A 26616-nucleotide genomic window follows, 5' to 3' on the forward strand; every position below is an offset into this window, starting at 1 on the left:
ATATACAGGGCAGCCCGGGCGCGCGCAGGTTCGCGGCCTCGGGCTGAATTCTTTCGAGGGTTTCCAACCATGACTGCGAGCGAAAACTTCTCCGTGGCCAGAGCCTGGCTGCAGGCCTTCAACGCCCATGACGTGGAGGCGTTGGTCGCGCTGTACGCCGAGGACTGTACCCACACCTCGCCCAAGATTCGGGTGCTACACCCGGAGACAGGGGGGCTCCTGGTGGGCCGGCCGGCCCTGGCGAAGTGGTGGAGGGAGGCCATCGCCCGGCTGCCTGGTCTTCGCTACGAGGAGACGGCGCTGACGGCGGATGGGGAGCGCGTCTTCATGGAGTATCTGCGCCATGCGCCGGGCGAGGCGCCCATGCCGGTGGCGGAGGTGTTGGAAGTACGCGGGGGCCGGATTGTCGCCTCGCGCGTGTACCACGGTTGAAACGGCCGCCGGCCCCGTGGAATGGGCTAGGGTGGCGTGGAGATGAACCCCAACGCCTTCGACAGAGATTTCGGCTACCTGCTGCCCTTCCTGGACAAGGTCGCCGCCGCCGCGGCCGGGCTGCCGGATGGCTCGGCCCGCGAGGAGCTGACGCGGCTGATGGCGGAGGAGAAGGTCCGCTGGCAGCGCGTCCAGGAGCTCTTGCGCGGTGCCTCCGGGGCCGTCGTGGACGCCGGGGCCGCGCCGCGTGCGCTGGCCCGGTCCTCCGCGGATGAGGTCCACGAGACGGCGCCGAGCCCCTCGGGGCTCACCGTGGGCAGCCTGAAGAGCGTGGGGAGCGTGAAGCTCCCGCGCCGCTGACGCCTCAGCCGGTGCCGCGCTTGAGGTGGTCCAGCGCGTTGAACGTGGCCGCCTTGTAGGCCTCCGACAGCGTCGGGTAGTTGAAGCAGGTCTCGACGAAGAGGCGCGCGGTGGAGCCGGTGAGCATCGCCACCAGTCCCACGTGCACCAGCTCCGAGGCCTGCTCTCCGATGACGTGCACGCCCAGGAGCTTCAGGCTCTCGCGGTGGAAGAGCAGCTTCAGGAGGCCGTACATCTCGCCGATGATCTGCCCGCGCGGGTTGGTGGCGAAGGAGGCGCGGCCGGCCACGTAAGGCACCTGCTTCGCGCGCAGGCATTCCTCCGTCTCCCCGGCCATGGAGACCTCGGGGATGGTGTAGATGCCGTAGGGCAGCACCGTGGCCAGGGCCTGCGGACCTTCCAGCGTGAAGGCGTGCTCCACGGCGATGCGCGCCTGGTCCATGGAGGTGGAGGCCAGGGCGGGGAAGCCGATGACGTCGCCCACCGCGTAGATGTGGGGCAGCGCCGTCTGGAAGCTGGGGCCCACCTCCACCTGGCCGCGAGCGCCCAGCTTCACGCCGATGTCCTGGAGCCCCAGGCCCGTGGTGTTCGCCGAGCGGCCGGAGGCCACCAGGACCTGGTCGGTGTCCACCTCCTCGCCCGAGGAGAGCGTCAGGCGGATGGGCACCTCGCACGCGGCGGGCACGTCCACCTTCTCCACCGTCTGGCCGAAGCGCAGCCGGATGCCGAGCGCCTCCATGCGCTGGGCGAGCAGCACGGAGATTTCGTCGTCGAGGAAGGGCAGCAGCTCGGGCTTCACCTCCACGAGCGTCACGGGGATGCCCAGCGCGGCGAACATGCACGCGTACTCGCAGCCGATGACGCCGCCGCCCACGACGACGAGCGAGCTGGGGAGCCGTCCAATCTCCAGCACCTCGTCCGAGTCATGCACGCGGATGTCGCCGAAGGGGTACAGCGGCGGCCGGTACGGTGACGAGCCGGTGGCGATGAGGATGACGGAGCTGGTGAGGCGCAAATCCTCCGCGCCCGGGCGGCGCACCAGCACGGTGTGCGCGTCCACGAACGAGCCCACGCCCTGCACCACCTGGACGCCATGCTGCTGGAGGTTGTGGCCGATGCGCTCGCGCTCCATGCCCTTCACCCGGCGCTCGCGGTAGAGGAAGTCGGAGACGGTGGCCTCGTGGCGCAGCGTCGTCTCCACGCTGTAGAGGCCCCGGGCCTTGAGGCCGGAGAGGTGCAGCGCCGTCTCCCGCAGCGTCTTCGAGGGCAGGGTGCCCGTGTTCGCCGCCGTGCCTCCCAGCACCGGCTCCCGCTCCACCACCGCGACACGCTTGCCCGCCATCGCGGCCTGCACCGCGCCCCACTCGCCGGCCGGTCCGGAGCCAATCACCACCAGGTCAAAGTCCACCATGGGGCGAAGGTACGCGAGGCCACGCGCCCTTTGAAGTCACTGAAGCAGATGTTCCTCGAAGAAGAGGGCCGTCTTGCGCATCGCCTCGCGCGAGTCCTCCACGTCGTCCGTCAACTCGAAGCCGTGGTGGCCCTCCGGAAGCTCCACCAGCGTGAGAGGGGCCCCTCGGCTCCGGGCCTCCTTCACGAACGCGTCGAGGGAGGCGTTGAGCCCAGGGGCGTCCAGGCCGGCGCGCAGCACGAGCAACGGCGGCAGCTTCCGGGCATTCGCGGCCTTCAATGCGTCGAGCGGCGCGAGGCCCCGGGGCAGCTCCGGGCTTCCGAGCAGGGGGTACCACGCCACCGCGCAGCGCAGCCAGGAGGCAGGCGCCTTGCTCAGCGCGGGCGCCAGTCCCCAGAGTCCTCCGGCGGACAGGGTCATGAGGCAGACGCGGTCCGCGTCGAGCGGCTCCGTGGCCGCCTGCTTGCGCACGAAGGCCAGCGCCGCGTCCACGCGCTTCTGGAGCTCGGCGACGCGTGTGAACCTCTGTGACTTCTCGGCGCCCGTGGACGGTGAGCCCAGCTCCACCAGCGCCACCGCGTAGCCCTGGGTGGCCAGCCAGCGGGCCTGTCCGGCGAAGGCGGGCAGGTCTCTCACGAAGGGCGTCAGGTCCGGGTGCAGCAGCCCATGGGCCAGCACGATGATGGGCAGGCGGGCGATCGCCGCCGCGTCCGGAACATAGAGGTCCAGCTTGTAGTCGTGACCGCCCGCGCGCGTGTACGTGAGCCCTCGGCGGACCTGCACCTCCTCCATGCCGGGGATGGTGAGGACGGGGCGGGCCTTGGTCCACTCGGGCAGGGAGACGCCCTGGAGCTCCGGAGGCGTGGGGGAGGCAACCATCGGCGGGCCGAAGGCGGGCACCTCGCCGAAGCCCAGGTGCGTGCGCAGCCATTGGGCCCGGTCCCTGCGCGCGGCCTCGCCCAACTCATGACCTCCTTCGTAGACCTTGGCGAGCTTGGGCAGCGTGGCCGCGTCGATGAACGCGTTGACCTGCGCGGCGGTGACCCAGGGGTCCGAGCGGCCATTCTGGAAGAAGAGCGCTCGGGGAGCCGCGTGGCTGACTCCCACCACGCCGTCGAGGGCCTCCATCTTCCGGACGAGCTTCGCGAAGTCCTCCTTCGACATCGCGTCGGCGAGCTGCTTCTCGTTGTCCAGCTCCATCTCGCGGATGCTCTTGGAGTAGTCGCCCACGCCATTCATCAGGACGAAGGCGCGCAGCCGGGGCTCCACGCCGGCCAGGGCGCCACCCGCCATGGCGCCCATGCTGTGGCCCACGTAGCCCAGCCGCCGAGCGTCGACCTCCGGCCGCGAGGCGAGCAGGTCCACCGCGCGCCGCATATCCACCAGCATCTGGAGGGACGTGTCGTAGATGGCCGCGCCCTTGAGCGAGCCACGCCATGGGAGCGGGCGGACGTGGGGGGCGTCGACCAGCAGCGACACCACGCCCGCGCGGGCCAGGGAGAGGGCCTCGTCGAGGAACTCGTTCTTCGAGCCCTGGCCCCAGTGCAGGAAGGTGAGGCCCGCGAACGGCCCGGGGCCTGGAGGCGTGACGAGATAGGCGGGGACGCGGCCGCCCTTCGGGCTGGCGTACGTCAGCTCCGTCACCGTGACGTCGCCGCGCCGCTGCGTGCGGACCGTCTTCACGTCGAGCGGCGTCTTCGCGTCGTAGTCAGTGACTGTCCGCAGCTCCGAGAGGAGCGTTCCGGTGTCGGGCTCCGGCGCCTGCTCGGCCCTGGCGGGGAGGAGGGCGAGCAGCGCGAGCAGTGGGGCGAGCCAGCGTGGAGCGGGACGATACCGGGTCATGGATGCGCCTCGGCTTCAGGGGCGGGCCTCCCAGGAGCAGGAGGGAGGCCCGAGTCTGTGCCGTCCGCGTGCGAGCGCAAGTCCCGCGTGATTGACGTCAGGGGCGCGGGCCGTAGGTGGGCATGGGAGCGCCGACTTCGTAGGCCCCCAGGTCCGGTGCCGCGCCGCTGAAGCCGTCGTTGATGTTGGGGAGGGGCGCTCCCGCGTTCTCCACGACGGAGCCCGCGCGTGGGCGCAGGTCGGGTGCGGCGTACAGCGTCATGGGCGCGGCGGGGTACGCGACGGACGCGGAGAAGGCGCCGAGGTCCGCCTGCACGGCGTTCTTCTCCGTGGTGCTGGCTCTCAGGGCGCTCAGGCCGGTGAGGGCGCTGCCAGCCCAGGTGGCGGTGAAGTTGCCGGACGTGGTGCCGAAGCCGTCGTGGTCCAGGTTGGCGCTCGCCGTCACCAGGTCGGGGATGTAGAGCACGCGCCCGTTGGCGTTTCCGCTGCTGTATCCGTTGAAGGAGCCGCCCGGTCCGCCGAGGAACAGGTTGTTGCGGGTGTAGAGGTTCGCCACGGGCCTGCCCGCTGCGATGCCGAGCCCATCCCCGTGCTTCACCACGGTGTTGTGCAGCAGCACGTCACCCGAGCTGCCCCGGTACAGTTTGAAGGCGATGTGCACAGCGTTGTAGACGGCGTTGCGGATGAAGTACGTGGGGCCGCCGAGGCTCGGCTGGGATGAGAGGGCGATGAAGTTGTTGGTGAGGCGGTTGCCGACGATGCGGCAGTTGTGGAAGCAGAAGTCCGCCTCCACGCCGTCGTCCGCGTTGCCGATGAGGTCGTTGTTCAGGATGTCGATGCTGTACTGGTCCACCGCGGCGTCGTCCTCCATCAGCGAGATTCCGTCGCGGAACCCGGTGACGCGGTTGTTGAGAATCACGTGGCCCGGGCCAGTGACGCAGATGCCCTCGCCCTGGTTGTTGCCGTTGACGCCGAGCGACGACTCCGCCCACTGCGTGACACCTGTCACCACGTTGTCGGCGATATAGGCGTTCTCCGCGCGCAGGAAGGTGACGACGGCATCACCGCCGTTCGCGGTGGTGGCGTTGACGGTGGAGCGGGTGAGGACGAAGTGCTTCGAGCCATTGAAGCGGACGCGGCCGTTGATGGTGAGCCGGTCGAAGTGGACGTAGCTCTGGTTGAACAGGTTGATGGGGCCGGTGAGCACGGTGCCGGTGGTGCCTCGCAGGACGATGGGCTTGCCCTCGGTGCCGCTGCGAGACCAGTCGAACGCGCTGTACGTCCCGGAGGCCAGCTCGAGGATGTCTCCCGGCTGTGCGCTCGAGGCGACGGTGGCGAAGGTGGCGGGCGTCACCGCCTTGATGGGAGCGCCCGCCATGGGAGCGGGCACCGCGCGCGTGGTCGCCGTGGCCGTCCGCGTGGTGGAGCCTCCCTCCGGGTCAGTGAGGGTGAGCTCCAACTCGTAGCCTGTCCCAGGTTGGAGGCCGAACACGCTGCCGGAGTGACGCAGGCCCCAGCTGAAGGCCTCATTGGTGCCCGAGGCGATTCGGCGCAGCGGCAGGGCCTGCTGCCAGGTGCTCGTGCCGGTGGGACGGAAGCGGACGGAGACGACGCCGTTGGTGTTGGCGTCCCCGGTGAAGGCCCACTCCACGGTCAGGTGGTGCAGCGTCGGGAAGGGGAGGGTGATGGCCCCGGGGACGGTTGCGTCGGCGCTGGTCGCCCCACCGTCGGGCGCGATGGTGCCGCTGTCGGGGTTCGCATTCGAGCCCCCATCCGGATCGGAGTGGGGGCCGCCGTCTTCACGCGTGCCACTGTCGACAGGGACTCCGGAGCCATCGGGAGTGCCTGTTCCGGCGTCGTCCCGGGTGTCGTCGTCTCCCCCGCCACACGCGACGCACAACAGCACCAGGACAGCCCAGGACCACGGCCGGATGAGAGCGTTCATGCGCCGGGATTCTGCCCGGAGCAGGGACTCACCGCGAGCAAAGCCGGTGTCGCGGAGGGTGCGTCAGTCGCCGCCGTGGAGGGGCGACGTCACTCGGCGGGTGGGGGTCGTCCCGAGTAGCGCAGGCCCTCTTTGATTTCCTCGTCGGTGAGGAGGCGGAAGGTCCCCTCGGGGATGTCGAGCAGCTCGATGCTGCCCACGGCCTCGCGGTGGAGGGCTCGCACGGGGAGGCCCACGGCGCCGAGCATCCGCTTCACCTGGTGGTGCCGACCCTCGGTGAGGGTGACCTCCACGGTGTGCTCGTCGCGGATGCGCACGGTGGCGGGACGGGTGGGGCCGTCGTCGAGCGTCATCCCCTGGCGGAGGGGCTCCACGCGCGCTTCGTCGGGGATGCTGAAGACGGTGGCCACGTAGCGCTTGGGCAGCTGCGTGTCCGGAGAGGTGGCGTGGGCGACGAACTTGTCGTCATTGCTGAAGAGCAGGAGGCCGGTGGAGTCCACGTCGAGGCGGCCCACGGCGTGCCACGTGTAGCCGGCCAGGTCGGGGGGCAGCTGGCGAAGGAGCACCTCGAAGACGGTGCCGGTGCGGTGTTGGGACACGGTGGAGGACAGCACGCCCGCGGGCTTGTGGAAGGCGAGCACACGCGTGGCGGGGGCCGACAGCGGGATGATCTTGCCATCCACGCGCACGACGGAGCCGGCGGGCACGGGGGCGAGGGGCATGAGCGCGACGCGGGCGTTGATGGTGACGCGGCCGGCGCGGATGGCGTCCTCGGCCTCCTTCTGGGGGAACACGCCTGCTCGGGCGAGCGCGCGCGACAGCCAGTCCGGCTTCTCCTTGCCCTCCCAGCGCTGGTGATCCTGCGGGGGCTTGGGCTTGTCGTACTTGCGAGGCATGGGCTTCCAGGGGGCAGGTGACGCGAGGGCGGGTCGGGAGCACCGGGTGTCGTCGACCCGCCGCGAGGGCGGCGTCATATCATCACCAGTTCCCCGACGTGGCGCATCTCGCCGCCGACGTCCGGGGGTTGCCGTCGTAGAGTCATGGGCATGACCTCGCGTGCCGGAACGCCGCCTGTCCGGGATGAAACCCGGATGCATCCCCTGGATGGATTCATCGCCTCGCTGGCGAGTCACTCGCTGTTCTGTGACGGCTGGGGGGACGAGCAGGCGTTCACGGGGCCGGGGTTGTCGGACCGGCTCTGCGCTCGGCCCGCCCCGCTCTCGATGAGCTGGGAGGCGGAGCAGGCGCGCGGGCGTCGTTGCTTTCGGGATGGCTCGTTCGACTCGCCCTGGGCGGCGCTGCCTCCGGAGGTTCGTCGCGGAAGGGTGCGGTGGTTCTCCTCCACGCGAGGCCGTGGGCGCGATGCGTGCGTGGTGCTGGCTTCGTCGCGGGACGAGGGGTACCGGCTGAGGACCTGGCTCTTCGCGGCGCTGGTCGACGAAGGGGTGGACCTCTACTTCCTGGAGAACCCCTTCTACGGGACGCGCCGGGCGACGGGGCAGAAGGGGCCGCACATCCGCACGGTGAGCGAGCAGTTGAACATGAACATCGCGAGCATCGAGGAGGCGCGGGCGCTCGTGGCGCATGCGAGGCGGGAAGGGTACGAGCGCGTCGCGGTGGCGGGGTACAGCATGGGGGGCTACATGGCGGCGCTCGCGGCGGCGACGATGCCGGAGCCCGTGGGAGTCGCGGCGCTCGCGGCGGGAGCGTCTCCGGCGCCTGTGTTCACGAAGGGCGTGCACGGGCGCTCCATCGACTTCAAGAAGCTGGGTGGGTCGCCGGATGAAGCGTTGGCGCGGCTGAGGCTCGCGACGATTCTGGACGCGGCGAACGCGTGTCTGTTGCCTCCGCCCGCGAAGCCGAGCGCGGCCGTCATCGTGGCGTGCGCGAGGGATGCGTTCGTTCCGCTGTCGGAGGCGCAGGCGCTTCATGCGCACTGGGTGGGGAGTGAGCTGCGCATCCTCGATGCGGGGCATATCTCCGCGCTCTTCACGTCAGGGGCGGCGCTGCGCGGAGCGATTCGCGACGCGGTTCATCGCTCCGGGCAGTGACTTCGGCTCAGTGATTTCTGAGCAGGCCCCTACTCCGGGTCGAGCGCCCAGGTTCCTTCTTCCCAGTGCTGCAGCACCTGCTGGGCTTCAAAGGGCACCAGTCCTTTCCCCTTGGCGGCTTCGTCAAGAACCGCCTTTGCTTCAGTCGTCCGGTAACGAAGCAGATGCGCGGCGGCCATGACACGTACATCCATGCGCTCATGCTTGAGCAGAACGAGGAGGGCATCACGTCCCGCGTTTCCATAGGCCAGGAGTTGGTCGACGGCGGCACCGTACTTCCTGGCGTGCTTGTTCCCTGTCCTGGCATCACCCTGGAAGATGGCATCGGTCTGCGCCGCTACGTTCAGCGCGAACTGCTCGACCAGTTTTTCCAACTTCATTACCAGCGCCCCTCCGCCACATTCTCAAGAGCCCGCAGCCCGAACTTGCGTTGGGCCTCGTAGGACTGTGTGCTCAACCATTGTCGCACGGTCAAAGTGCTGGAGCCCGTGATGATACGCCGGATCGATGAGTAGAAAGCGCTGACGTCGGTGTGCAGGGCCTTGTCCAGCGGGATGATGTTCTCGGTGTTGTGAATGCTTTGGGGGCCGAACTGCTTCACGTTGCCCGGGGTCTGCTCGACGATGTGATGCCACTGCTTCCCTGGGCCCGCGGGTCCCATGGCCTTCTTGAATCCGCTGAACGATCCCCAGGCCCTGAAGCCAGTGGGTTGAGCCTTGGCCGCGGTACCGCCACCTGTGCTTCTGGCCGTCATTGCCACCGCGCCGGGTATGAGGGCGATGGTGACGGTCTCGGCACTCACTGCCACCGTGCCTACGTCCGCGACTGCCGCGAGACGGATGCCCATTTGTGCTTCAGCCTGCACCGCCGCCTGTGCGGCGCCGGGGAGCATGGGCACCTTCGAGCCCAGCCCCGCAGCCGTGTTCCCAATGGCGACCGTGGCCAACATGGCGAACGCGCGCGCCGCGTTGCGGCCCATGACCTTGCCGTAGCGCTCCCCTGCCTCGCGCAGTTCGTCAAATGAGGCAGCCCGATCCGCCTCCTCTACCAGTCGCTTGAAGCCCACGATGAGGCTCCAGAATGTATCGATCCCCACATAGGCAATGAGGGAGGCGGTCATCACAGCGGCCGCGCCCTTCGAGAAAGGCTCGGGTACCGCGAGCAGGATCATGTACGTGGTCCACGTCCAAAGAACCGCTGACATCATGGCCTGGGGGTTGGCCATGTCCTTGAATGCGTCCATCATCTCGTCCATCACCGCGCCCTGGGCCAGGGCCATCGCCAAGGCGTAACGGCCATCCCCGGTGACAGCGGGACTCTCCACCAGGATGCGCAGGCAATCGCCGGGCTTGTGGGTGCGCTCGCACCAGCGCAGATAGGTGCGTGTCAGCTCCACCTCTGTTGTGGGTGGTTCAACCTCCAGATGTTCGCCCGGGCCCAGTGCGATGACACGGTGACTGCGTGCCTCATAGAGGTACGAACCACTGCGCGAATCCATCTCGAACAGTCGACGGGCCGTTTCTTGGGGACGAGTGGAGGGCCTCACGCCTCGGGTCAGGGCTTCTACCGCTCCAACGAAGTCGTCGTCGTCCAGTTCCACCGGCGCGGCATTGTTGCTGCGTGGGGTGATGACGAGGGGCTCTCCGTGGCCCGTATGCAGGCGCACGGACTTCGTAGTGCCGCTGCATCCGGCCAGCAGCGCGAGCAGTAAGCGAATCGACCAGCGTGGCAGCATGTGGCGCCTTCATGGCACTGGACCCCTTCCTTGGGGTCCGTCGTCGATGGAGGGTCGAGCACTACCTGATAGAGCTGAAAAATGCTCCGGACTGAATCAGCGCTGGTTCGCGCGTGCGGCCGGCGGAGTGCCTACGTGAAAGTCATGCAGGTGCGTGTGCTCGGGCTCCGCTCGCCTGTTTCTCTACTCCAGATCTAGCGCCAGGTTCCTTCTTCCCATCGTGGCGTGCGCGAGGGATGCGTTCGTTCCGCTGTCCGAGGCGCAGGCGCTTCACGCGCACTGGGCCGGAAGCGAGCTACGCATCCTGGACGCGGGTCATATCTCCGCGCTCTTCACGTCAGGGGCGGCGCTGCGCGGGGCGATTCTTGATGCGGTTCATCGCTCCGGGGAGTGACGACAGTTGAAGGGGCTCAGGTGTCGCGCGTGCTCGCCATGAGCGCGCGGGCATGCAGGTCCTTCAGCTTCGCGTTCCTGTCTTTCGTCTCCACCAGTTCCTCGAGTTGGGCCGCGTTGACTGTGACGATGAGGGCGTCGTCCTCGCGTGAAGCCGCGAGGCGAGTTCGGAAGCCTTCGGTGAATCCGCCGATGCCGATGAAGAAGCCCAGCTTGCATCGACCGAAGCGACGCTTGATGTCGAGTCGGAACGAGTCGAGTTCGGTGGGGCCCACGGGTTTTGCCCAGTGCTTGCACTCGCCCAGGAAATACTGCGACTGGGCATGCTGCCAGAACGGGTCGGTGGACTCGTTGGGGACGAGGATGTCGATCTGCTCGTCAAGGCTCTTGCGGTTCGTCTGGGTGCGCTCGAAACCGGGAATCGACTTGAAGAGCAGGGCGACGAGGTCTTCGAGTTGCTGGCCTTTGCGGTGCGGATCCAATTCGGTCTGGACGCTTCGCCACAGCTCGCGGATGGCCTCTTCGCGCTTTCCGTTGGCCAGGGCCGCCATGCGCCGTTCGCGTGCGGCTTCTAGTGCGTTGCGCACCTTGACCTTGAGAATGGTCTCCAGGTACGCGTTCTTCTCGAGGTAGTCGTAAGCGCCACTGGAGAAGGCGCGCTCGACGGACTCCGCATCCGCCACGCCGGTGACGAGGATGATCTTCGCGCCCGGGGCCCGCGCCTGGATGTCGCGCATGAGGTCCAGGCCCGTGTCGGGGCCGGACCGGCCTTGCAGCTTCCGGTCGAGGAGCACCAGGTCCCAGCCCTTTTCGTCGAGCTTCGCCAGCGCGGACTTCGCGTCCTCGACGGCGACGACGACGTAGCCCTCGGTGGCGAGGATGGTCTGGTAGGTGTCCAGGAAGTCCGGGGAGTCGTCGACAATGAGGATTCTTCCCGACGGTTTCATAGGGGCTCCGCGCCAGTGACCGGGATGCGAATGGTGAAGCGTGCACCACCGAGGGGCGAAGCGTCACAGGCGACCAGTCCCCTCATCTCCTTCTCGAACACCTCCCGCACGAGAGCAAGGCCGAGTCCACTTCCGCCCGGGCGGAGGGAGACTCCCTCGTCGAAGATGGCCCGGCGCATGTTCTCCGGAACGCCGGGACCGTTGTCTTCGACGGTGAGGCGAATGGCCCTTGCCGCGTCGACGGGCTCGGCGTGAAGGCGGATGATGGCCGAGCCTTTCAGCGTGGCCTGCGTGGCGTTCCTGAGGAGGTTGGCGAGCGCCATTATCAGTCGGGCCCGGTGCCCAGAGATGGGGGGCAGGGCGTCGGGTAGTGCATGCTGGAGGTTGAACCCGGTCTCCTGCTCGATGTTGGCGAGAACGTCACGAATCGCGGACAAGGGCTCGAACGGTTCCGCTGGTGTGGCGGCGAGGTTGGCCAGTTCGACGAGTTGCTCGATGAACCGAAAGGTTGCGTCGATGCCTCGGTCGATGCGGTCTCGTCTGCGAGCCAGGATTTCACTCGGTGCGCCGAGCAGGAGTTCCCGGTACATGGCGTTGAGAGCTGTCTTGACCGGGACCAGTGTGTTCCGAACCTCGTGGGCGACCATTCGAGCTTGGCGCGAGGTTGCTTCGGCTGCCGTGTTGGAACGGGCAGTGCCTGTGCTTCCAGTTTGGAGTGAGCGGGCTGCCGACTCGGTGGCTGTCAGAGTGAGGTCCGCAATCAGAGAACTCGCGAGGAGTGCCAGGGAAGACTCCTCACTTCGTGCAATTTCGTCGAGAAGCTCTTCACCTGTGGGGCTGGTATAAATGACGGTGCGATTTGTGTCGGTGAATCCCACCGAGAGGATGCCAAACTCTTGCAGCCGATACAGGATGCGCCGTATGCAGCCCCCGTGCAGGAGGGCGGCAGCATAGGCACACGCACTCTGGCGGCCAAGGACGTGCGTGGATCGCGACCTCAGTGTCCCAGCGCAGGGAAGTCACACGGGCCCTGAACGGCTTTCGAATCCGCTACTCGCGCCGAATCGTGTCCGGGTCCTCGCCCTCGGACATGCCCGGAGTCTTGCCCGGCTCCTCCCGCGGCATCCGGAGCTCGTCCTCCTGCTCTCTGCCTTCAGCCTTCTTCGGCGTGCGGCCCGGAGCCTCTCCGTGTCATACGGTGAGGCAGGCGCGCATGGCCGCCGGCGCAACCAGGCAGATGGCCCACCGGGTGGGTGGACTAGGAGACGCGGGGCAACCGCCCCCGCCCGCACTGACCGGCATTGCGGCTAGGGTGGCGCCGGGTCCTGTTCCCTCCGGGCCCTACTCACACGCAAAGGACGCCCCCATGACGAACCGTCGATTCTCCTGGCACCTGAGCATCCCCGCCCTCGCCGCGCTCTTCCTCCTCGCGGCCACGCCCGCGGCGGCCCAGAAGTCGATTCCTCCCGAGAAGGCTCCCGTGAGCCCCCTCGCCATGACGGCGAAGAAGTTGGACGACAACACCTACGTGAAGGTGACGTACCACTCGCCCCGCATCCAGGACCCCAAGACAGGCGAGAAGCGCCAGGTCTTCGGCAAGCTGGTCCCCTACGGCGAGGTGTGGCGCCTGGGCGCGAACCAGGCCACGGAGCTGACCACCACGGGTGACATCGAACTCGCTGGCAAGAAGCTCGCGGCCGGCACCTACGCGCTCTTCGCCATTCCCCAGGCCGACAAGTGGACCCTCATCGTCAACAAGGACGTGGGCCAGTGGGGCGCGTACAAGTACGACAAGACGAAGGACGTGCTGCGCGTGGACGTGCCCGCGAAGAAGTCCCCGGACACCTACGAGGCCCTCACCATCACCCTCGATGAGAAGGCCCCCGCGCTCAACCTCGCCTGGGAAAACACCCAGGTCTCCGTCCCGCTGACCGTGGCGAAGAAGAAGTAGCAGCTACGGCCGCGACGCTGTCGCGTCACTCGCGCGACGGTGAGGACTACTCGCGCCGGATCTTGTCCGGGTCTTCGCCCTCGGACACGCCCGGAGTCTTGCCCGGTTCGTCCTGTGGCATCCGGCGCTCTTCCTGCTCTTCGCCCTCCGCCTTCTTCGGCGTACGGCCCGGAGCTTCCTCCTCGCGCTCGTCCTTCCTGGGCGGCTGGCCACCACCCCGCCCGGGTTCTTCGTCGCCCACCACCATCGACTCGTAAGGCATGTGATCCATGCATCCCCTCTCGCGGGTTCAGGACTCCTCACGAAAGGTAAGGCCGTCTCCCAGGCGTGCCGCGCCGGGCCTTGCGGCCGCTCGCCCGCTCGCCCACCCTGCGCCTCCTCGCCCGCAGGAGCCGCCATGTCCCGCCTCGCCGTCTGCCTCGTCCTCCTCTCGCTCACCGCCGTGGCCGCCGAGCCTCCCGCCACTCCGCGCCGCCCCGTCCACACGTACTCCATCGTCGCCAGGGACCCCGTGACGGGAGACCTGGGCGTCGCCGTCCAGTCCCACTGGTTCTCCGTGGGCTCCGCCGTACCCTGGGCCGAGGCCGGCGTCGGCGCCGTGGCCACCCAGTCCTTCGTGGACCCGTCCTACGGCCGCCTCGGCCTGGACCTCATGCGCGCCGGACGCAGCGCGCCCGATGCCCTCAACGGCCTGCTCGCCGCCGACGCCGCCAACACCGTGCGCCAGGTCGCCATGGTGGACGCGCAGGGCCGCGTCTCCGCGCACACCGGCAAGAGCTGCATCGCCGCCGCCGGCCACACCGTCGGCGAGGGCTTCTCCGTCCAGGCCAACATGATGGACAAGTCCACCGTCTGGCCCGCCATGTCCAAGGCGTACCGCGAAGCCAAGGGCGACCTCGCCGAGCGCATGCTCGCCGCGCTCGAAGCCGCCGAGGCCCAGGGTGGCGACATCCGAGGCAAGCAGTCCGCCGCGCTCATCGTCGTCTCAGCGAAGTCCACCGGCCGCCCCTGGATGGACCGCCGCTTCGACCTGCGCGTCGAGGACCACCCGGAGCCCCTCAAGGAACTCCGCCGCCTCGTCACCCTCCAGCGCGCCTACAACTTCATGAACGAGGGAGACCTCGCCCTGGAGCGCAAGGACACCGACGCCGCGCTCGCCGCGTACGCCTCGGCCGAGAAGCTCGCGCCCGGAAACGCGGAGATGGTCTTCTGGCACGCCATCTCCCTCGTCGGCGTGGGTCGCGTGGACGCAGCCCTCCCGCTGCTCCAGCGCACGTACGCCGCCGATCCCCGCTGGCGAGAGCTCGTCCTCCGACTGCCCGCGGCTGGACTCCTCCCGGACGACCCGAAGCTCCTCTCTCGGCTGACGGGCTCCAAGCCCACGAAGTGAGCCCCGGCGCGAGCCGCTCAGGGAGCGAGCACCCGAGCGTTGGAGATTCCTCTCGCTGGGACAGCGGGCGCGAGCGCTTGTGATCACCGAGCGCGATGAAGAGGTTCAGTCGACGAGGACACTCATGCGCTTCCCCCTGACACCAGTGCTCGCGTTGCTCGTCCCGTTCATGGCGCTGGCACAGGTGCCTCAGGACATGACCCTCACTCCCGCGGAGTCGAGCGGCCCCAGCTACTGGTACTGGGTGGCCCTCCTCGTCATCGCCGCGGCCGTCTTCGCGTGGGTCGCGGTGCGCCTGTCGCGCAAGCACCGAGGCCCGCCCCCGTCATCGCCGCGCCCCCGTCGCTCCGCCCGCTCCAGCTAAGTCCCGCGCTTGCGCAGCGTGTGCAGCGCGGCCAGCCACAGCCGCGCCTCCTTGCGGGTGAGCCGTGAGCGACGCAGGGGCGCGAACAAGTCCCTCAAGGCCGTGCGCCCCGGCTGCTCGTCAATCAGGAACCCGCCCGAGCTGAGCACTCCCTCCAGCGTCGACTCCACCTGCGCCAGCTCCGTGTCAGTGGCCGCCACGGGCAGCGGGCCCGGCGGCGGCGCATGCTCCTCCAGCGTGGCCACGCGGACCTCATAGGCATACAGCAGCACGGCCTGCGCCAGGTTGATGGACGGCTGCTCCGGCGCGGTGGGCACGGCGGACAGGTCATGGCACCGCTCCACCTCCGCGTTGGTGAGCCCGCTGCGCTCATCGCCGAAGACGAGCGCCACCGTGCCCTGCGTCGCGCGCGACACCAGCTCCTCGCCCACCGCGCGCGGCGGCAGCCGTCGCTTGCCCTCCACCTTGCGCGAGCTGGTCCCCACCACCCAGACGCAGTCGGCGATGGCCTCCTCCAGGGTGTCCGCGCGGCGGGCGCCGTCCAGAACGTCCTCGGCATGGACCGCCAGCCGGCGCGCGGGCGTCAAATCCTCCACTTCGGGCGTCACCCACACCCAATCCGAGAGGCCACAGTTCTTCAGCGCCCGAGCAGCGGCACCCAGGTTCTCCGCGTTGCGCGGACGCATCAGGACGAAACGGACGGGCAGCACCATGCGCGGGGCACCTTAGCGCCTTCCAGGGCGCGGGCCTGGGGCGTTGACCCGGGCACGGGGCCCTCCTATAGCGTGGCGCCATCGACCGCCAGGTGAGGGCGCGGAGGCCACCGGGAGTGTGGCTCTGGGTACACCATGTGGGCTCGGGGACGCGTGGGGGCCGCGTCCCGGCCGTGTGCGGTCGACCACACCCCCCTCGATTTCAGACGTGCTCGCGGTCGGCACGTCACGTGAAGAACAACGGGTACCTTCGGAGGCACCATGGGTTCGCAGTCCGCAGTCTTGACCACGCCACACCGTGCGACACGCGCGGGCTGGCTCTTCGCCGTGCTGCTGGTGGGCACCTCGCTCGCGGGCTGTCAGAAGGAGAAGGAGCCCGCCACCCCACCGCCCCCCGCGCCCACCGAGGCGCCGAGCACGCCGAAGCCCGCCGCGGGCAGCGCGTCCGCCCCGACGCCGGTGCCCGTCAAGCCGGAGGCCGTGACGCCCATCATCAGCGCGCCGGGCTCGGACACCGTGCTGCCCCAGAGCGTCGTCATCGAGCTGGCCCGCTCGCTGCGCCCGTCCGACCATGAGGTGAAGCCGGGCACCGTCGTCAACCTCTCGCCCCGCGTCGCCGGCAACCTGCAGTGGAGCGGACCGTCCACGCTCACGTTCAACGCCACCGGCGCCGGCTTCGCCTTCGAGACCGAATACACCCTGACGGTGGAGTCCCTGGAGACGGAGGCCGGCGTGGTGAAGCCGCCCTCCGAGGGCGCGTGGTCCCACCGCTTCACGACGCCGTCGTTCCGCTTCCTCCGCGTGGAGCCCAAGCAGCTCGACCTGCTCAAGAACCGCATCGAGGTGGACATCGCGTTCTCCGGTCCGGTGGACTCGGGGGCTCTGCGCTCGCGCGGCTCCTTCCAGGTGGGCGGCCAGTCCATCAGCGACGTGAAGTGGCGTCCCGTGCCCGGCAAGCGGGACGTCATCACCGCGCAGCTCGGTCACCCCGGCCTCAAGGGCGGGGCCAGCGTACGCTTCGCCCTGAAGGAGGGGCTCGTCTCGGCCTCGGACTCGAAGGCGCGCGCGCCCTCGGCGGAGTCCTCCTTCGTCCTGCGCGGCGGCAAGCGTCTGGACATCACCGGCGTCACCCGCCAGAGCGGCGCCTCCGGGCACTACCTGGAGGTCAGCTGCCGCGACGTGGACATGGCCGCGCCGCCCAGCCCCCGCCAGAACCAGGACTACGACGAGTACTACTGGGACTCGAACAACCGAGGCTGCATCCTGGATGACGCCACGGCCGAGGCCGCCATCCGCCTGACGCCGCCGGTGAAGGTGTCCGTCGCGCCCTCGCGGCGCGGCTTCCGCATCTTCGGTGACTTCAAGCGCGGCACGTACTCGCTGCGCATCGCCGCGGGGACGACGTCCACGGGCAACGGCACGCTGCTGTCCGATTTCGAGGAAGGGCTGTCCGTCCCGGCCCGCCAGCCGCAGCTCTCGTTCTCCTCGGCGGGGCGTTACCTGCCGCGGAGCGCGTGGCGCAACCTGCCGCTGCAGCACCTCAACCTCGACAGCGTCGAGCTGACCATCCGCAACGTGCCGCCGGAGAACCTCGTCTTCTGGATGAGCGACGACCAGCGCGAGGTCGCCGACGAGCGCACGTCCAACGTGGTGGTGAAGAAGACGCTGTCCCTCCAGTCGCCGCAGGACACCCTGGCCACCACCTACGTGGACGTGGCCACCCTGGTGCCGTCGACGACGCGGGGCCTCGTGGAGGTCTCCGTGAAGCGCGATGAGCTGGAGGCCGCCTCGCGCATCCTCCTCACGGACCTGAGCCTCGTCGCCAAGCGCGGTGGCCCCGCGCCCGGCACCACGGACCGGAGCGAAGTCTGGGTCTGGGCGCTCGGCATCGAGAGCACCGACCCGGTGTCCGGCGTCGAAGTCAGCCTCGTGAAGAAGAGCGGCCAGGCCGTGGACCGCTGCGTCACCAAGGGCGCGGAGGGGTGCCTGCTCAAGGTGCCCGCGGCGGGCGCGGACGACAGCGAGCCCTTCGCGCTCATCGCCCGTCAAGGCGAGGAGCTGACGTACCTCAAGTACAGCGAGCTCAAGATGGAGATCGCCAACTCGGACGTGCAGGGCGAGCCGTACCGCTCCGAGAAGGCGTACCGCGCCTCCATCTGGTCCGACCGGGGCGTGTACCGACCGGGTGACACGGCGCACATCGCCGCGGTGCTGCGGGGCCAGGACGACCTGGCGCCGCCTCCGGGCATGCCCGTCGAACTGGTGGTGGTGGACCCGCGTGAGCGCGAGCTGAAGAAGGTGCCGCTCAAGGCGAACGAGGCGGGACTCGTCTCGCTCGACATTCCCTTCGAGGCCTTCCAGGACACGGGCCGCTACCGCGTGACGCTGAAGGTCGCTGACCGGGACGTGGCCTCCTACGCCTTCAGCGTGGAGGAGTTCGTCCCCGAGCGCATGAAGGTGACGGCGACCACCGAGGCCCCTGGCTACGTGCAGGGTGTGGAGCTGCCCGTCGCGGTGGAGGCCGCCTATCTCTTCGGTGGCTCGGCGGAGGGAAGCCCGGTGGAGCTCAACTGCCGGCTGCTGCCGTCGGACTTCAAGCCGAAGGAGAACGGCCAGTTCACCTATGGCCTGTGGCGCCAGGACGGCAAGGAGCCGCGCCCCGTCACGCTGGGACAGGCCAAGGGCGTGCTGGATGCGAAGGGCCAGACGGTCCTCAACTGCCCGGCGCAGGCGGCCATGGGCGGGCTGCGAGGCGCGGCGAAGCTGAGCGCGCTCGTCAGCGTCTTCGAGTCCGGCAGTGGCCGCTCCACGGTGAACGAGGCCAGCGTGCCCGTGCACCCGGAGCGCTACTACGTGGGCCTTCAGGCCAGCGTGGGGAAGGTGAAGGCCGGCAAGCCCTTCACGGTCAGCGGCGTGGTGGTGGACTGGGACGGCAAGGTCGTCACGTCCAGCTCCCTGACGCCCAAGTCGGTGGAGGTGGAGTACGTCCGGCTGGAGGAGGAGTACGGCTACTACTACGACGAGTCGGAGGGGTATGACCGCTACCAGCGCTACCTGCGCCCGATTCGCGAGGGCAGCGCCACGGCGAAGGTGGCGGATGGCCGCTTCTCGCTCAACGTGACGCCGGGCGGAGACGCCGCGGGCTATCTGGTGCGCGTGCGCTCCGGCAATGCGCAGACGGACCTGGAGCTGGAGGGCGAGGGCCGCTACTACTGGTGGGGCGAGGGCTCGCGCGTGGACCAGACGCCGCGTCCGCTCAAGCCCACCTCGCTGGACGTCGCGGTGCCGGCGCAGGCCCGCGTGGGTCAGGCCATCACCGTGAAGGTGAAGGCACCGTACAAGGGCCGCATGCTCTTCACGGCGGAGACGGACCGCGTGCTCGCCACCGAGTGGAAGGCCGTGGAGCCGGGTGAGGTGTCGTGGTCCTTCACGCCCAAGCAGTTCGCTCCCAACGTCTACGTGAGCACCTTCCTGGTGAAGGACCCGCATCTGGAGTCCCGCGAGGCGTTCATGCCTGACCGCGCCTTCGGTGTGGCCAGCATCACGCTGGAGCCCGTGGACTTCACCCAGACGGTGACGCTGAACGTGCCCAAGGAGGTCCGCTCCAACGACACGCTCAACGTGGAGCTGGACCTGGGGACGCTGGAGGGGCCGACCTTCGCCACGGTGGCGGTGGTGGACGAGGGCATCCTCTCCCTCACGCGCTTCCAGAGCCCGGACCCGCTCAAGCAGATCTTCACCAAGCGCGCCCTCGGCGTGGGCACCTACGAGACCATCGGCTGGACGCTGCTGGTGCCTCCGGGTGGCAACTCGCGCTCCACGGGTGGTGACGCGGAGGGTGACGCGAGCGGCCGGGTGCAGCCCGTCAAGCCCGTGGCCCTGTGGAGCGGCGTGGTGCTGGTGCCGGCCAACGGCAAGCTGCGCCTGCCCTTCCAGATTCCGCAGTACCGAGGCGCGGTGCGGGTGATGGTGGTGACGGCGGGGCCCAAGCGCCTGGGACGCGCGAGCGCGCAGGTCCTGGTGAGGGACCCGCTGGTGCTCCAGACGACGCTGCCGCGCTTCCTCACGCAGGGCGACGAAATCCAGGTGCCCGTCTTCGTCACCAACCTGTCCGGCAAGCCGCAGGACGTGAAGGTGACGCTGGCCGCGGAGTCGCTGCCGGTGCCGGGCCTGGAGATGCCCGCCACGGCGTCGTCTCCGCTCCAGCTGCTGGGCAAGAGCGAGGGCAAGGCCCGGCTGGAGGATGGCAAGTCCACCACCTTCGTCTTCCAGGCCAGGGCGGTGCAGGCGGTGGGCGCCGCGCGGCTGAGCGTGGTGGTGGAAGGCGGCGGCTACACGTCGAAGGAGACGCTGGACGTGCCGCTGTCCCCGGCGGGTCCCCGCGAGCGGCGCGTGCAGCGCATCGAGCTGGCGCAGGGCGTGACGGATGTCTCCCAGTTCCTCCAGGGCTGGGTGCCCACCACGGAGCGCTCCACGCTGTGGGTGACGGCCAATCCCTATGCGCAGTCGCTCCAGCACCTCTCGTATCTGGTGCGCTACCCCTATGGCTGCATCGAGCAGACGACGTCCTCCACGCGCCCGCTGCTCTTCGTGTCGGAGCTGGTGGACAACGTGGACCCGACGCTGACCCGCGAGGGCTCCGTGTCGGACATGGCGCTCGCGGGCATCAACCGCGTGCTGTCCATGCAGACGTCCTCGGGCGGCTTCTCCTACTGGCCCGGCGCCACGGAGCCGGTGGACTGGGGCACGGCCTACGCGACGCACATGCTGCTGGATGCGCAGAAGCTGAAGTACCCCGTGTCGCAGGACCGGCTGAACGACGCGATTACGTGGATGGGCAACCGCATGAGCGCCTACGAGGGCCAGGCGGTGCGCACGGACGGGCAGGTGAACAGCGAAGAAGCCTACATGCACTACGTGCTGGCGATGTCCGGCAAGGGTCGCAAGGCGCGCATGCTGAAGCTGGTGGAGGCGCTGGCGGAGAAGTCGAAGAAGGGCGCGCTGGATGGCCAGGAGCGTGAGGTCGACTACATGCTCAAGGCCGGGCTCTACCTCGCCGGAGACCGTCGCTACGAGAAGGAGCTGCGCACCCCGGACCTGTCTCCGGTCACCGACGAGCGCAGCAACAACTGGTCCTTCTATTCGGACCGGCGGCGTCGGGGCTTCATGCTGAGCACCTACCAGGACCTCTTCGGCAACAGCGCCGACGGCGAGCCCCTGGCGGCGATGGTGGCCCAGTCGCTCCAGACGCACTCGAGCGGTTGGTACACGACGCAGGAGCTGGTCTGGGGCATCACCGGCCTGGGCAAGCGACTGCAGGGCGCGGCCTCCCAGTTCACCCCGCCGGTGCTGACGGTGGACGGCAAGGCGGTGGCGACCGTGCAGGCCAAGGACGCGCGCGGCTCCGACCGGACGTGGGCCCTGGCCCGGGCCAGCGAGCGCAAGCAGCTCCAGCTCGACGTGAAGACCAAGGACGCGGGGAAGCTGTACCTGGTGCTGAGCAGCGAGGGCGTGCGCACGGACGGCAAGGTGCGCGCGGGCGGCGAGGGCCTTCAGTTGACCCGCACCTATCGCAAGCAGGATGGCTCGGTGCTCAATCTGCAGTCATCGCCGCTGGCGCTGGCGGAGCTGGTGTACGTGGAGCTGGAGCTGAAGAACACCACGGGTGAGCGGGTGCAGAACATCGCCCTGGTGGACCGCCTGCCGGCGGGCTGGGAAATCGAGAACGCGCGGCTGGGCCGCGGGGGCTCGGTGGACTGGGTGGCGGCGGACACGCTGTGGACGCCGGACTACGTCAACATCCGCGATGACCGGATGGAGGTCTTCGGCGCGCTCGGTAACGGTGAGTCGAAGAAGATTGTCTACGCGGTGCGCGCGGTGACGGCGGGGGCCTTCGCCCTGCCGACGGCGGAGGCCGAGGCGATGTACGACCCGCGCATCTGGGCGCGCGAGGCGGGCGGCACGGTGCAGGTGTCCGGCCCGTGGAAGGACAGCCTGCTCTGACATGCGCCGCGCTCGCCACCTCCTGAAGAAGCTCGGATGGTTCGCCGTGGGGCTGCTCGCCCTCGCGGCGCTGGGGGTGGCGGCGGCGTGGTGGCTGCCGCTGCCGTCGCGGCTCTCCTCACCGCCCTCGGTGGTGCTGGAGTACCGCGACGGCACTCCGGCGCATGTCTTCCTCGCGCCGGACCAGCGGTGGCGCATCGCCGCTCCGGCGGAGCGCATCGACCCGGCCTACCTCCGGGCCCTGCTCGCGCTGGAGGACAAGCGTTTCTATTCCCACCCGGGCGTGGATCCGCTCGCTGTGGCGCGTGCCGCCGTGCTCAACGTGACGCGAGGGCGCCGGGTGTCGGGTGCGTCCACGCTGACGATGCAGCTGGTGCGCATGCTGGAGCCGCGCCCGCGCACCTTCACCTCGAAGCTGGTGGAGTCCTGCCGCGCGGTGCAGCTCGAGCTGCGGTTGACGAAGCAGGAGGTGATGGGCGCGTATCTCCAGTTCGTTCCGTATGGGCGCAACGTGGAGGGCGTGGAGGCCGCGGCGCTCGCGTACTTCGGCCACACGGCGGCTCACCTGAGCCCGGCGGAAATCGCCACGCTGCTGGCGGTGCCTCAGAACCCCAACCGTCGCTTCCCCACGCCGGAGAATCGCGCCCGGCTGCGCGCGGCCCGGGACGACGTCGCCCGAAGGCTGCTGGAGGCCCACGCCCTCCCACGTGGCCCCGAGGGCGCGACGGTGACTGACGCGCAGGTGCTCGCGGAGGTGCGTGCCTCCGCCGCGCCGCTGGAGCTGAAGGCGTTTCCGCGCGAGGCGCCTCACGCGGCGGTGTGGCTGCGGGCACAGCGCCCGGGGCACACACGGCTGCGCACCACGCTGGACGCTGGCACGCAGCGGCTGGTGGAGCGGGTGATGCGGGACGGGGCGAAGGACCTGATGTCGCGAGGCGTGCACAACGGCACGGCCGTGGTGGTGGAGCGCGAGCGCGGCGAGGTGCTCGCGCTGGTGGGCAACTTCGACTTCTTCGACGAGAAGCACGGGGGCCAGATTGTCGGCTTCGCCACGCCGCGCTCTCCGGGCTCGGCGCTCAAGCCGCTCCTGTACGCCATGGGCATCGACCTGGGCCTCGCGGGGCCGGAGCAGCTCGTGGCCGACATCCCCATGACGTACGGCGGCTATGCGCCGCGAAACTTCGACGGCCGCTTCCTGGGCCTCGTGCGGCTGGAGTACGCGCTGTCCCAGTCGCTCAACATGCCCTTCGTGCGGCTCCTGGAGCGCGTGGGTGTGGAGCGCTTCCTGGGCTCGCTGCGGACGTCGGGGGTGACGAGCCTCGTCGCCGAGCCGGGCCACTACGGCCTGTCCGCGGCGGTGGGCGGCATCGAGATGACGCCCCTGGAGCTGGCGGGCGTGTACGTGGCGCTCGCGGGAGATGGGCGCACGCGGCCCCTGCGCCTGCTGGAGGAAGGGCAGCCGGTGGCGTCGCCCGTGGAGGTCATGTCTCCCGGAGCGGCGTGGCTCACGCGCAAGGCGCTGTCGCTGAAGGACCGGCCGGACTTTCCGGAGCGGCGTCGGCTGACGGGGCTCCCCGCGCGCGTGCACTGGAAGACGGGCACGAGCTTCGGTCACCGGGACGCGTGGGCGGCGGGCTCGGGGCCAAGGCACACGGCGGTGGTGTGGCTGGGCAACTTCGACCACACGCCGAGCGTGCACCTGGTGGGCGCGGATGCGGCGGGCCCGCTGTTGTTCGACATCCTCGAAGGCGTGGGCCCCCGGGGGCGCTCGCTGCCGGAGGACGAGGTGACGCCGCCGGAGGACCTGATGCGCGTGGAGGTCTGCGCGTACTCGGGCCACCTGCCGACGGACGCCTGCAAGCAGCGCAAGGAGGTCTACGCGCGGCGCTCGGCGGTGCCCACCTCACGCTGCCCCTACCACCAGCACATCGAGGTCGACGTGGCCTCCGGGCTCGCGGTGGGTCCCACGTGCCGCGCGGGGCGGAAGACGGAGTCACGGGTGTTCGTCACCTGGCCCGCCACCATCCGTCGCTGGCTGGAGGAGCAGCACCGTCGCCTGCCCGAGCCTCCCTCGCCGGCGCCCGGCTGTGAGACGGGCGGTGAGCGCGCCGCGCCCACCATCGTCTCGCCCGCTCAGGGGCACATCGCGCTGCTGATTCCCGGCGTCCCTCCGGAGCAGCAGGAGATGCCGCTGGAGGCGGAGGCCTCGCACGAGCGCGCGCTGACCTGGTTCGTGGACGGCGCGCTCCTGGGCACGGCGCGCGCGGATGAGCGCATGTGGTGGAAGCCCTCGGTGGGCTCCCACGAAATCCTCGTCACGGATGACCGGGGACTCAGCGCCAAGCGCACGCTCGTCGTCCGCGAGCGGCGCTGACCCGCGGAGCGCTTCGAGCGCGCGTCCTTCTTCGACGCGCGCTCCCGGCGCTCCGGCTCAGCGGACCTCCCAGCCCTTCTCCCCGCGCTCGTACTGCTGCCCTGTGCGCAGCGAGCCGTAGAAGAGGAAGTCCTTCACGCCCACGACGGACTTCCCGTCGAACAGGCCCAGCTCTCCCTTGGGCGCCAGTCGGATGCCCAGCTCGGAGGCCTTCAATCGCACCTTCGCGCCCGGGGCCACCGTCACGTCCGGCAGCACCGCGCCCACGGGCGTCGTCACCTGGGTGGGCGCATGGTCGCTCTGCGCCAGGCTCACGCGCAGGTTGGTGGTCAGCACCATGCCCTTGAGCGACAGCGCTACCGTGCCCCGGTTGCCCACGTCCACCCAGCCCGCCACGGGGTCGAACGCCTCGAACACCAGCGGCGAGCCCTGGGCCTGTATCCGCGCCCAGTCCTTCTCCACGAAGGCCCGGCGCTCCTTCACGTAGCGCTTCATGTAGTCGCGGCCCGCCTTGAACTGCGCGTAGTCGGTGTACGGCGCCCCATTCATGTGCGGGTTGATGAGCGCGTGCAGCGAGTCGATGTACGGGTTCATCACCTCGGGCGTGAACAGCTCGTCGAGCGCCTTGTCGAGCCGTGCGCCCAGCCGCTCGCGCAGCTCGGGGTTGGCCAGCACGCGCGTGCCCAGGTTGGAGAAGACGGGCAGGTAGCCGGGATAGGACTGCGTCTCCGTCTTGCGCTGCTGGTACATCTTCTCCGTCCACGCGTCCGTCAGCGTGAAGTTGAACAGCGGGTGGCGCATGTTGTTGCTGCTGGTGCTCATGGACTCCGTGGGGTTGAGGTACCACCAGCGCGCGTCCACGTTGTTGAGGTCCCAGGGCACGTAGGACCACTTCGCCACGGCCCGGTCGTAGATGAAGTAACTCTCCGAGTCCTCCACGAAGTTGTTGGACATCAGCGCGTCCAGCACCATGGAGCGCAGGTAGTGCTCCAACTGGAGGTGCTTCGCCAGCGCGCCGGCGAACTCGGGCTCCGGCGTGTAGTTGATGACGTCCAGCATGGCGATGAGCGCGTCGTCCGGCTGCTGCTCGTTCGTCTTCTTCGTCCAGTCACCCTGGTAGGGCACCTTCCACGTCTTCAGCTCGCAGTCCTTCCAGCCGCACCGGTAGATGGTGGCGTCGTCATCCGCGAAGGCATGGGCCTTGAGGAAGGCCTTGTTCACCTGCTCGATATCCAGGAACACGCCCTCGTACTGGCCATTGAGCTTGAGGCGCACGAAGGTCGCCTTGGACGCGGGCACGCGCATCGCGGCCATCAGGTCGAACGCCATCTTCTCCGCCAGCATCGTCGCGTCCGCGAACTCGGCCACGAGGTTGAGCGACGTGCGTCCCTCGAAGCGCACGTCCTTGTCGAAGCTCACGTTCCAGCTCTTCTTCGGGAAGAAGCGCGCGGAGGCGCCTCGCAAGCGCACCTTCACCTGGTACGTCTTCCCGCCCGCCCTGAAGACGGCGTCCTGCTCCGGCGTCCACACGTCCGCCTCGAACTTCTTCATCGCCGCTTCGGGGATGAGCAGCTCGTACTCGGGCACGCTCGCCTGCAAGGTCGGCATGACGAAGGGCCGTTGGGCCTCGGGCGTCACCGGAGGCGGGTCCACGGGGGGCGGGTCCACGGGAGGCGGGTCCACCGGCCGAGGGTCGACGGGAGGTGGATCCACCGGAGGCGGGTCCACCGACGTGTCAGGCGGTGGGGGCTCTTCGGTGGGAGGTGGCTGAGTGAGGGGCGAGGGTGGGGCTCCGGAACCGCAAGCCCACAGCCACATCACCGGAAGGCAGAGCAAGAGTCGTGAGCGAGTCATCGCCAGGTGTTGAGCAAGGCTCATGCCTCATGAAGGCAGACGTGCGCCGCCCGAAAGTGGACGGTGCAAGTGCCTCGAGACGCCGTGGGGCGGGTAGTTGATGAAAGGGATTTCCCTTCCTGGGCCGGTCATTTGCTTCACCCTGGAGGGCTGAGGACCCGTCGACCCCTGTGTTGGCGCGAGGGCTTCACGGGGGGCCGCCACGTCGTACGCGAGCCTCCCTGGGAGGGCAGGCGGGCAGGCAAGGAAGCCGTCTTCCCTTCTTCCCACCGCTGTTCCCGACGCGGAACGTCGGGCCTAGCTTCATGAGGAAGAGGGGAGCGCCGCGACAGGGAGATGCCCGCGATGGAGACCTGGAACCAGTCGTCTGATTCCGCCCGCAACCACACGCCGCTGATGGTGAACCGTCGTATCGACGAGCATGTAGAGGCGTGCGTGCGGCACATGGCGACGCACGCGGACCGCCCGGAGATGAGCCGCTACCTGCAACGCCTGGAGCGCGAGTGGGACCTCAACCGCGCCGTCATGGTGGGCACGGCCGCGCTGGGGACGCTGGGCCTGTTGCTGGGCAAGAAGGACGGCGGCCGATGGCGGGTGCTGAGCGCCGTGGCCGCGGGAGTCCTCCTCCAGCACGGCGTCTTTGGCTTCGGGCCCCTGTCCGCTCCCTTGCGCGCGCTGGGCATCCGCTCGCGCCGGGAAATCGACCTGGAGAAGTTCGCCATCAAGGCGCTGCGCGGTGACTTCGAGCGCATCCCCAATGACGGCGGACCCATGGCCAAGGCCAACGCGGCGCTCGTGGCCGCGCAGTCCTGAGCACCGAGTCTCGTGAAGCGCCGGCCCCCGCTCACCCG

At 69.3% G+C, this 26616-nt stretch carries 21 protein-coding genes; 10 read left to right on the forward strand and 11 right to left on the reverse strand.

Annotation, left to right across the window (positions count from 1 at the left end):
* Positions 1-69: 69 nt before the first annotated feature.
* Together ACN469_RS07960 and encD are read left to right on the forward strand one after the other, a co-directional pair.
* Entirely contained in the window at positions 70-432 is a 363-nt protein-coding gene (locus ACN469_RS07960) for a nuclear transport factor 2 family protein (RefSeq protein WP_498765770.1), read from the forward strand.
* Positions 433-474: 42 nt separating this feature from the next.
* A complete protein-coding gene (gene encD / locus ACN469_RS07965) occupies positions 475-792 on the forward strand; it encodes an encapsulin nanocompartment cargo ferric reductase EncD (RefSeq protein ID WP_498765772.1) in 318 nt (105 codons plus the stop codon).
* A gap of 4 nt (positions 793-796) precedes the next feature.
* Here the strand turns inward: encD and sthA are convergent, their stop codons facing one another.
* The 4 genes from sthA to ACN469_RS07985 form a co-directional block, all read right to left on the reverse strand.
* Positions 797-2203 (reverse strand): Si-specific NAD(P)(+) transhydrogenase, encoded by a 1407-nt coding sequence (gene sthA / locus ACN469_RS07970; protein ID WP_498765774.1) that lies wholly within the window; start codon positions 2201-2203, stop codon positions 797-799.
* 36 nt (positions 2204-2239) lie between these two features.
* Positions 2240-4045, reverse strand: a complete 1806-nt coding sequence (locus ACN469_RS07975) for an alpha/beta hydrolase family protein (protein ID WP_498765776.1) — start codon at positions 4043-4045, stop codon at positions 2240-2242.
* 97 nt (positions 4046-4142) lie between these two features.
* Positions 4143-5990 (reverse strand): right-handed parallel beta-helix repeat-containing protein, encoded by a 1848-nt coding sequence (locus tag ACN469_RS07980; protein WP_498765778.1) that lies wholly within the window; start codon positions 5988-5990, stop codon positions 4143-4145.
* Positions 5991-6079: 89 nt separating this feature from the next.
* Entirely contained in the window at positions 6080-6886 is an 807-nt protein-coding gene (locus ACN469_RS07985; protein WP_498765780.1) for a pseudouridine synthase, read from the reverse strand.
* A 150-nt stretch (positions 6887-7036) separates the two neighbouring features.
* On the opposite strand from ACN469_RS07985, the gene ACN469_RS07990 reads away from it, so the two are divergent.
* Entirely contained in the window at positions 7037-8041 is a 1005-nt protein-coding gene (locus tag ACN469_RS07990) for an alpha/beta hydrolase family protein (RefSeq protein ID WP_498765782.1), read from the forward strand.
* Between the two features lie 29 nt (positions 8042-8070).
* Here ACN469_RS07990 and ACN469_RS07995 read toward each other — a convergent pair whose 3' ends face one another.
* Entirely contained in the window at positions 8071-8421 is a 351-nt protein-coding gene (locus tag ACN469_RS07995) for a DUF2019 domain-containing protein (protein ID WP_498765784.1), read from the reverse strand.
* On the reverse strand, positions 8421-9776 hold the full coding sequence (gene sitA5, locus ACN469_RS08000) for a SitA5 family polymorphic toxin (RefSeq protein ID WP_498765786.1): 1356 nt from the start codon (positions 9774-9776) through the stop codon (positions 8421-8423). The genes ACN469_RS07995 and sitA5 overlap by 1 nt, the downstream gene beginning before the upstream one ends.
* A 220-nt stretch (positions 9777-9996) precedes the next feature.
* Here sitA5 and ACN469_RS08005 point away from each other — a divergent pair, with 220 nt between their 5' ends.
* Positions 9997-10170 (forward strand): alpha/beta hydrolase family protein, encoded by a 174-nt coding sequence (locus ACN469_RS08005; protein ID WP_498765788.1) that lies wholly within the window; start codon positions 9997-9999, stop codon positions 10168-10170.
* A 16-nt stretch (positions 10171-10186) separates the two neighbouring features.
* On the opposite strand, the gene ACN469_RS08010 is transcribed toward ACN469_RS08005, so the two are convergent.
* Positions 10187-11116 carry a response regulator gene (locus tag ACN469_RS08010; RefSeq protein WP_498765790.1) on the reverse strand — a complete coding sequence of 310 codons (930 nt, stop codon included), beginning with the start codon at positions 11114-11116 and terminating at the stop codon, positions 10187-10189.
* Complete coding sequence (locus ACN469_RS08015; RefSeq protein ID WP_498765792.1) at positions 11113-11994, reverse strand: sensor histidine kinase; 882 nt, start codon at positions 11992-11994, stop codon at positions 11113-11115. Before ACN469_RS08015 ends, ACN469_RS08010 begins: the two co-directional genes overlap by 4 nt.
* 488 nt (positions 11995-12482) lie before the next feature.
* Between ACN469_RS08015 and ACN469_RS08020 the strand changes: the two genes are divergently transcribed.
* The gene (locus ACN469_RS08020; protein ID WP_498765794.1) at positions 12483-13067 is read left to right on the forward strand and encodes a DUF2911 domain-containing protein; all 585 of its coding nucleotides are present in this window, start codon (positions 12483-12485) and stop codon (positions 13065-13067) included.
* A 46-nt stretch (positions 13068-13113) separates the two neighbouring features.
* Here ACN469_RS08020 and ACN469_RS08025 read toward each other — a convergent pair whose 3' ends face one another.
* Positions 13114-13338: a hypothetical protein gene (locus tag ACN469_RS08025; protein WP_498765796.1), complete on the reverse strand. Its 225-nt coding sequence runs from the start codon at positions 13336-13338 to the stop codon at positions 13114-13116.
* Positions 13339-13464: 126 nt separating this feature from the next.
* Between ACN469_RS08025 and ACN469_RS08030 the strand changes: the two genes are divergently transcribed.
* Together ACN469_RS08030 and ACN469_RS08035 are read left to right on the forward strand one after the other, a co-directional pair.
* Positions 13465-14457, forward strand: a complete 993-nt coding sequence (locus ACN469_RS08030; protein ID WP_498765798.1) for a DUF1028 domain-containing protein — start codon at positions 13465-13467, stop codon at positions 14455-14457.
* 124 nt (positions 14458-14581) lie between these two features.
* On the forward strand, positions 14582-14821 hold the full coding sequence (locus ACN469_RS08035) for a hypothetical protein (protein WP_498765800.1): 240 nt from the start codon (positions 14582-14584) through the stop codon (positions 14819-14821).
* Here the strand turns inward: ACN469_RS08035 and ACN469_RS08040 are convergent.
* Positions 14818-15534 carry an RNA methyltransferase gene (locus ACN469_RS08040; protein ID WP_498765802.1) on the reverse strand — a complete coding sequence of 239 codons (717 nt, stop codon included), beginning with the start codon at positions 15532-15534 and terminating at the stop codon, positions 14818-14820. The two genes, ACN469_RS08035 and ACN469_RS08040, sit on opposite strands and share 4 nt — an antisense overlap.
* 261 nt (positions 15535-15795) lie before the next feature.
* On the opposite strand from ACN469_RS08040, the gene ACN469_RS08045 reads away from it, so the two are divergent.
* Both ACN469_RS08045 and pbpC read left to right on the forward strand, forming a co-directional pair.
* The gene (locus tag ACN469_RS08045; protein ID WP_498765804.1) at positions 15796-21537 is read left to right on the forward strand and encodes an alpha-2-macroglobulin family protein; all 5742 of its coding nucleotides are present in this window, start codon (positions 15796-15798) and stop codon (positions 21535-21537) included.
* A gap of 1 nt (position 21538) precedes the next feature.
* Positions 21539-23911 (forward strand): penicillin-binding protein 1C, encoded by a 2373-nt coding sequence (pbpC, locus tag ACN469_RS08050; protein WP_498765806.1) that lies wholly within the window; start codon positions 21539-21541, stop codon positions 23909-23911.
* Between the two features lie 57 nt (positions 23912-23968).
* On the opposite strand, the gene ACN469_RS08055 is transcribed toward pbpC, so the two are convergent.
* Positions 23969-25765, reverse strand: a complete 1797-nt coding sequence (locus ACN469_RS08055) for a CotH kinase family protein (protein WP_498766026.1) — start codon at positions 25763-25765, stop codon at positions 23969-23971.
* 345 nt (positions 25766-26110) lie between these two features.
* Here ACN469_RS08055 and ACN469_RS08060 point away from each other — a divergent pair, with 345 nt between their 5' ends.
* Positions 26111-26578, forward strand: a complete 468-nt coding sequence (locus ACN469_RS08060) for a hypothetical protein (protein ID WP_498765808.1) — start codon at positions 26111-26113, stop codon at positions 26576-26578.
* The last annotated feature ends 38 nt before the right edge of the window (positions 26579-26616 follow it).

Source organism: Corallococcus terminator (genome assembly GCF_049194865.1).
Lineage (GTDB): Bacteria > Myxococcota > Myxococcia > Myxococcales > Myxococcaceae > Myxococcus > Myxococcus terminator_A.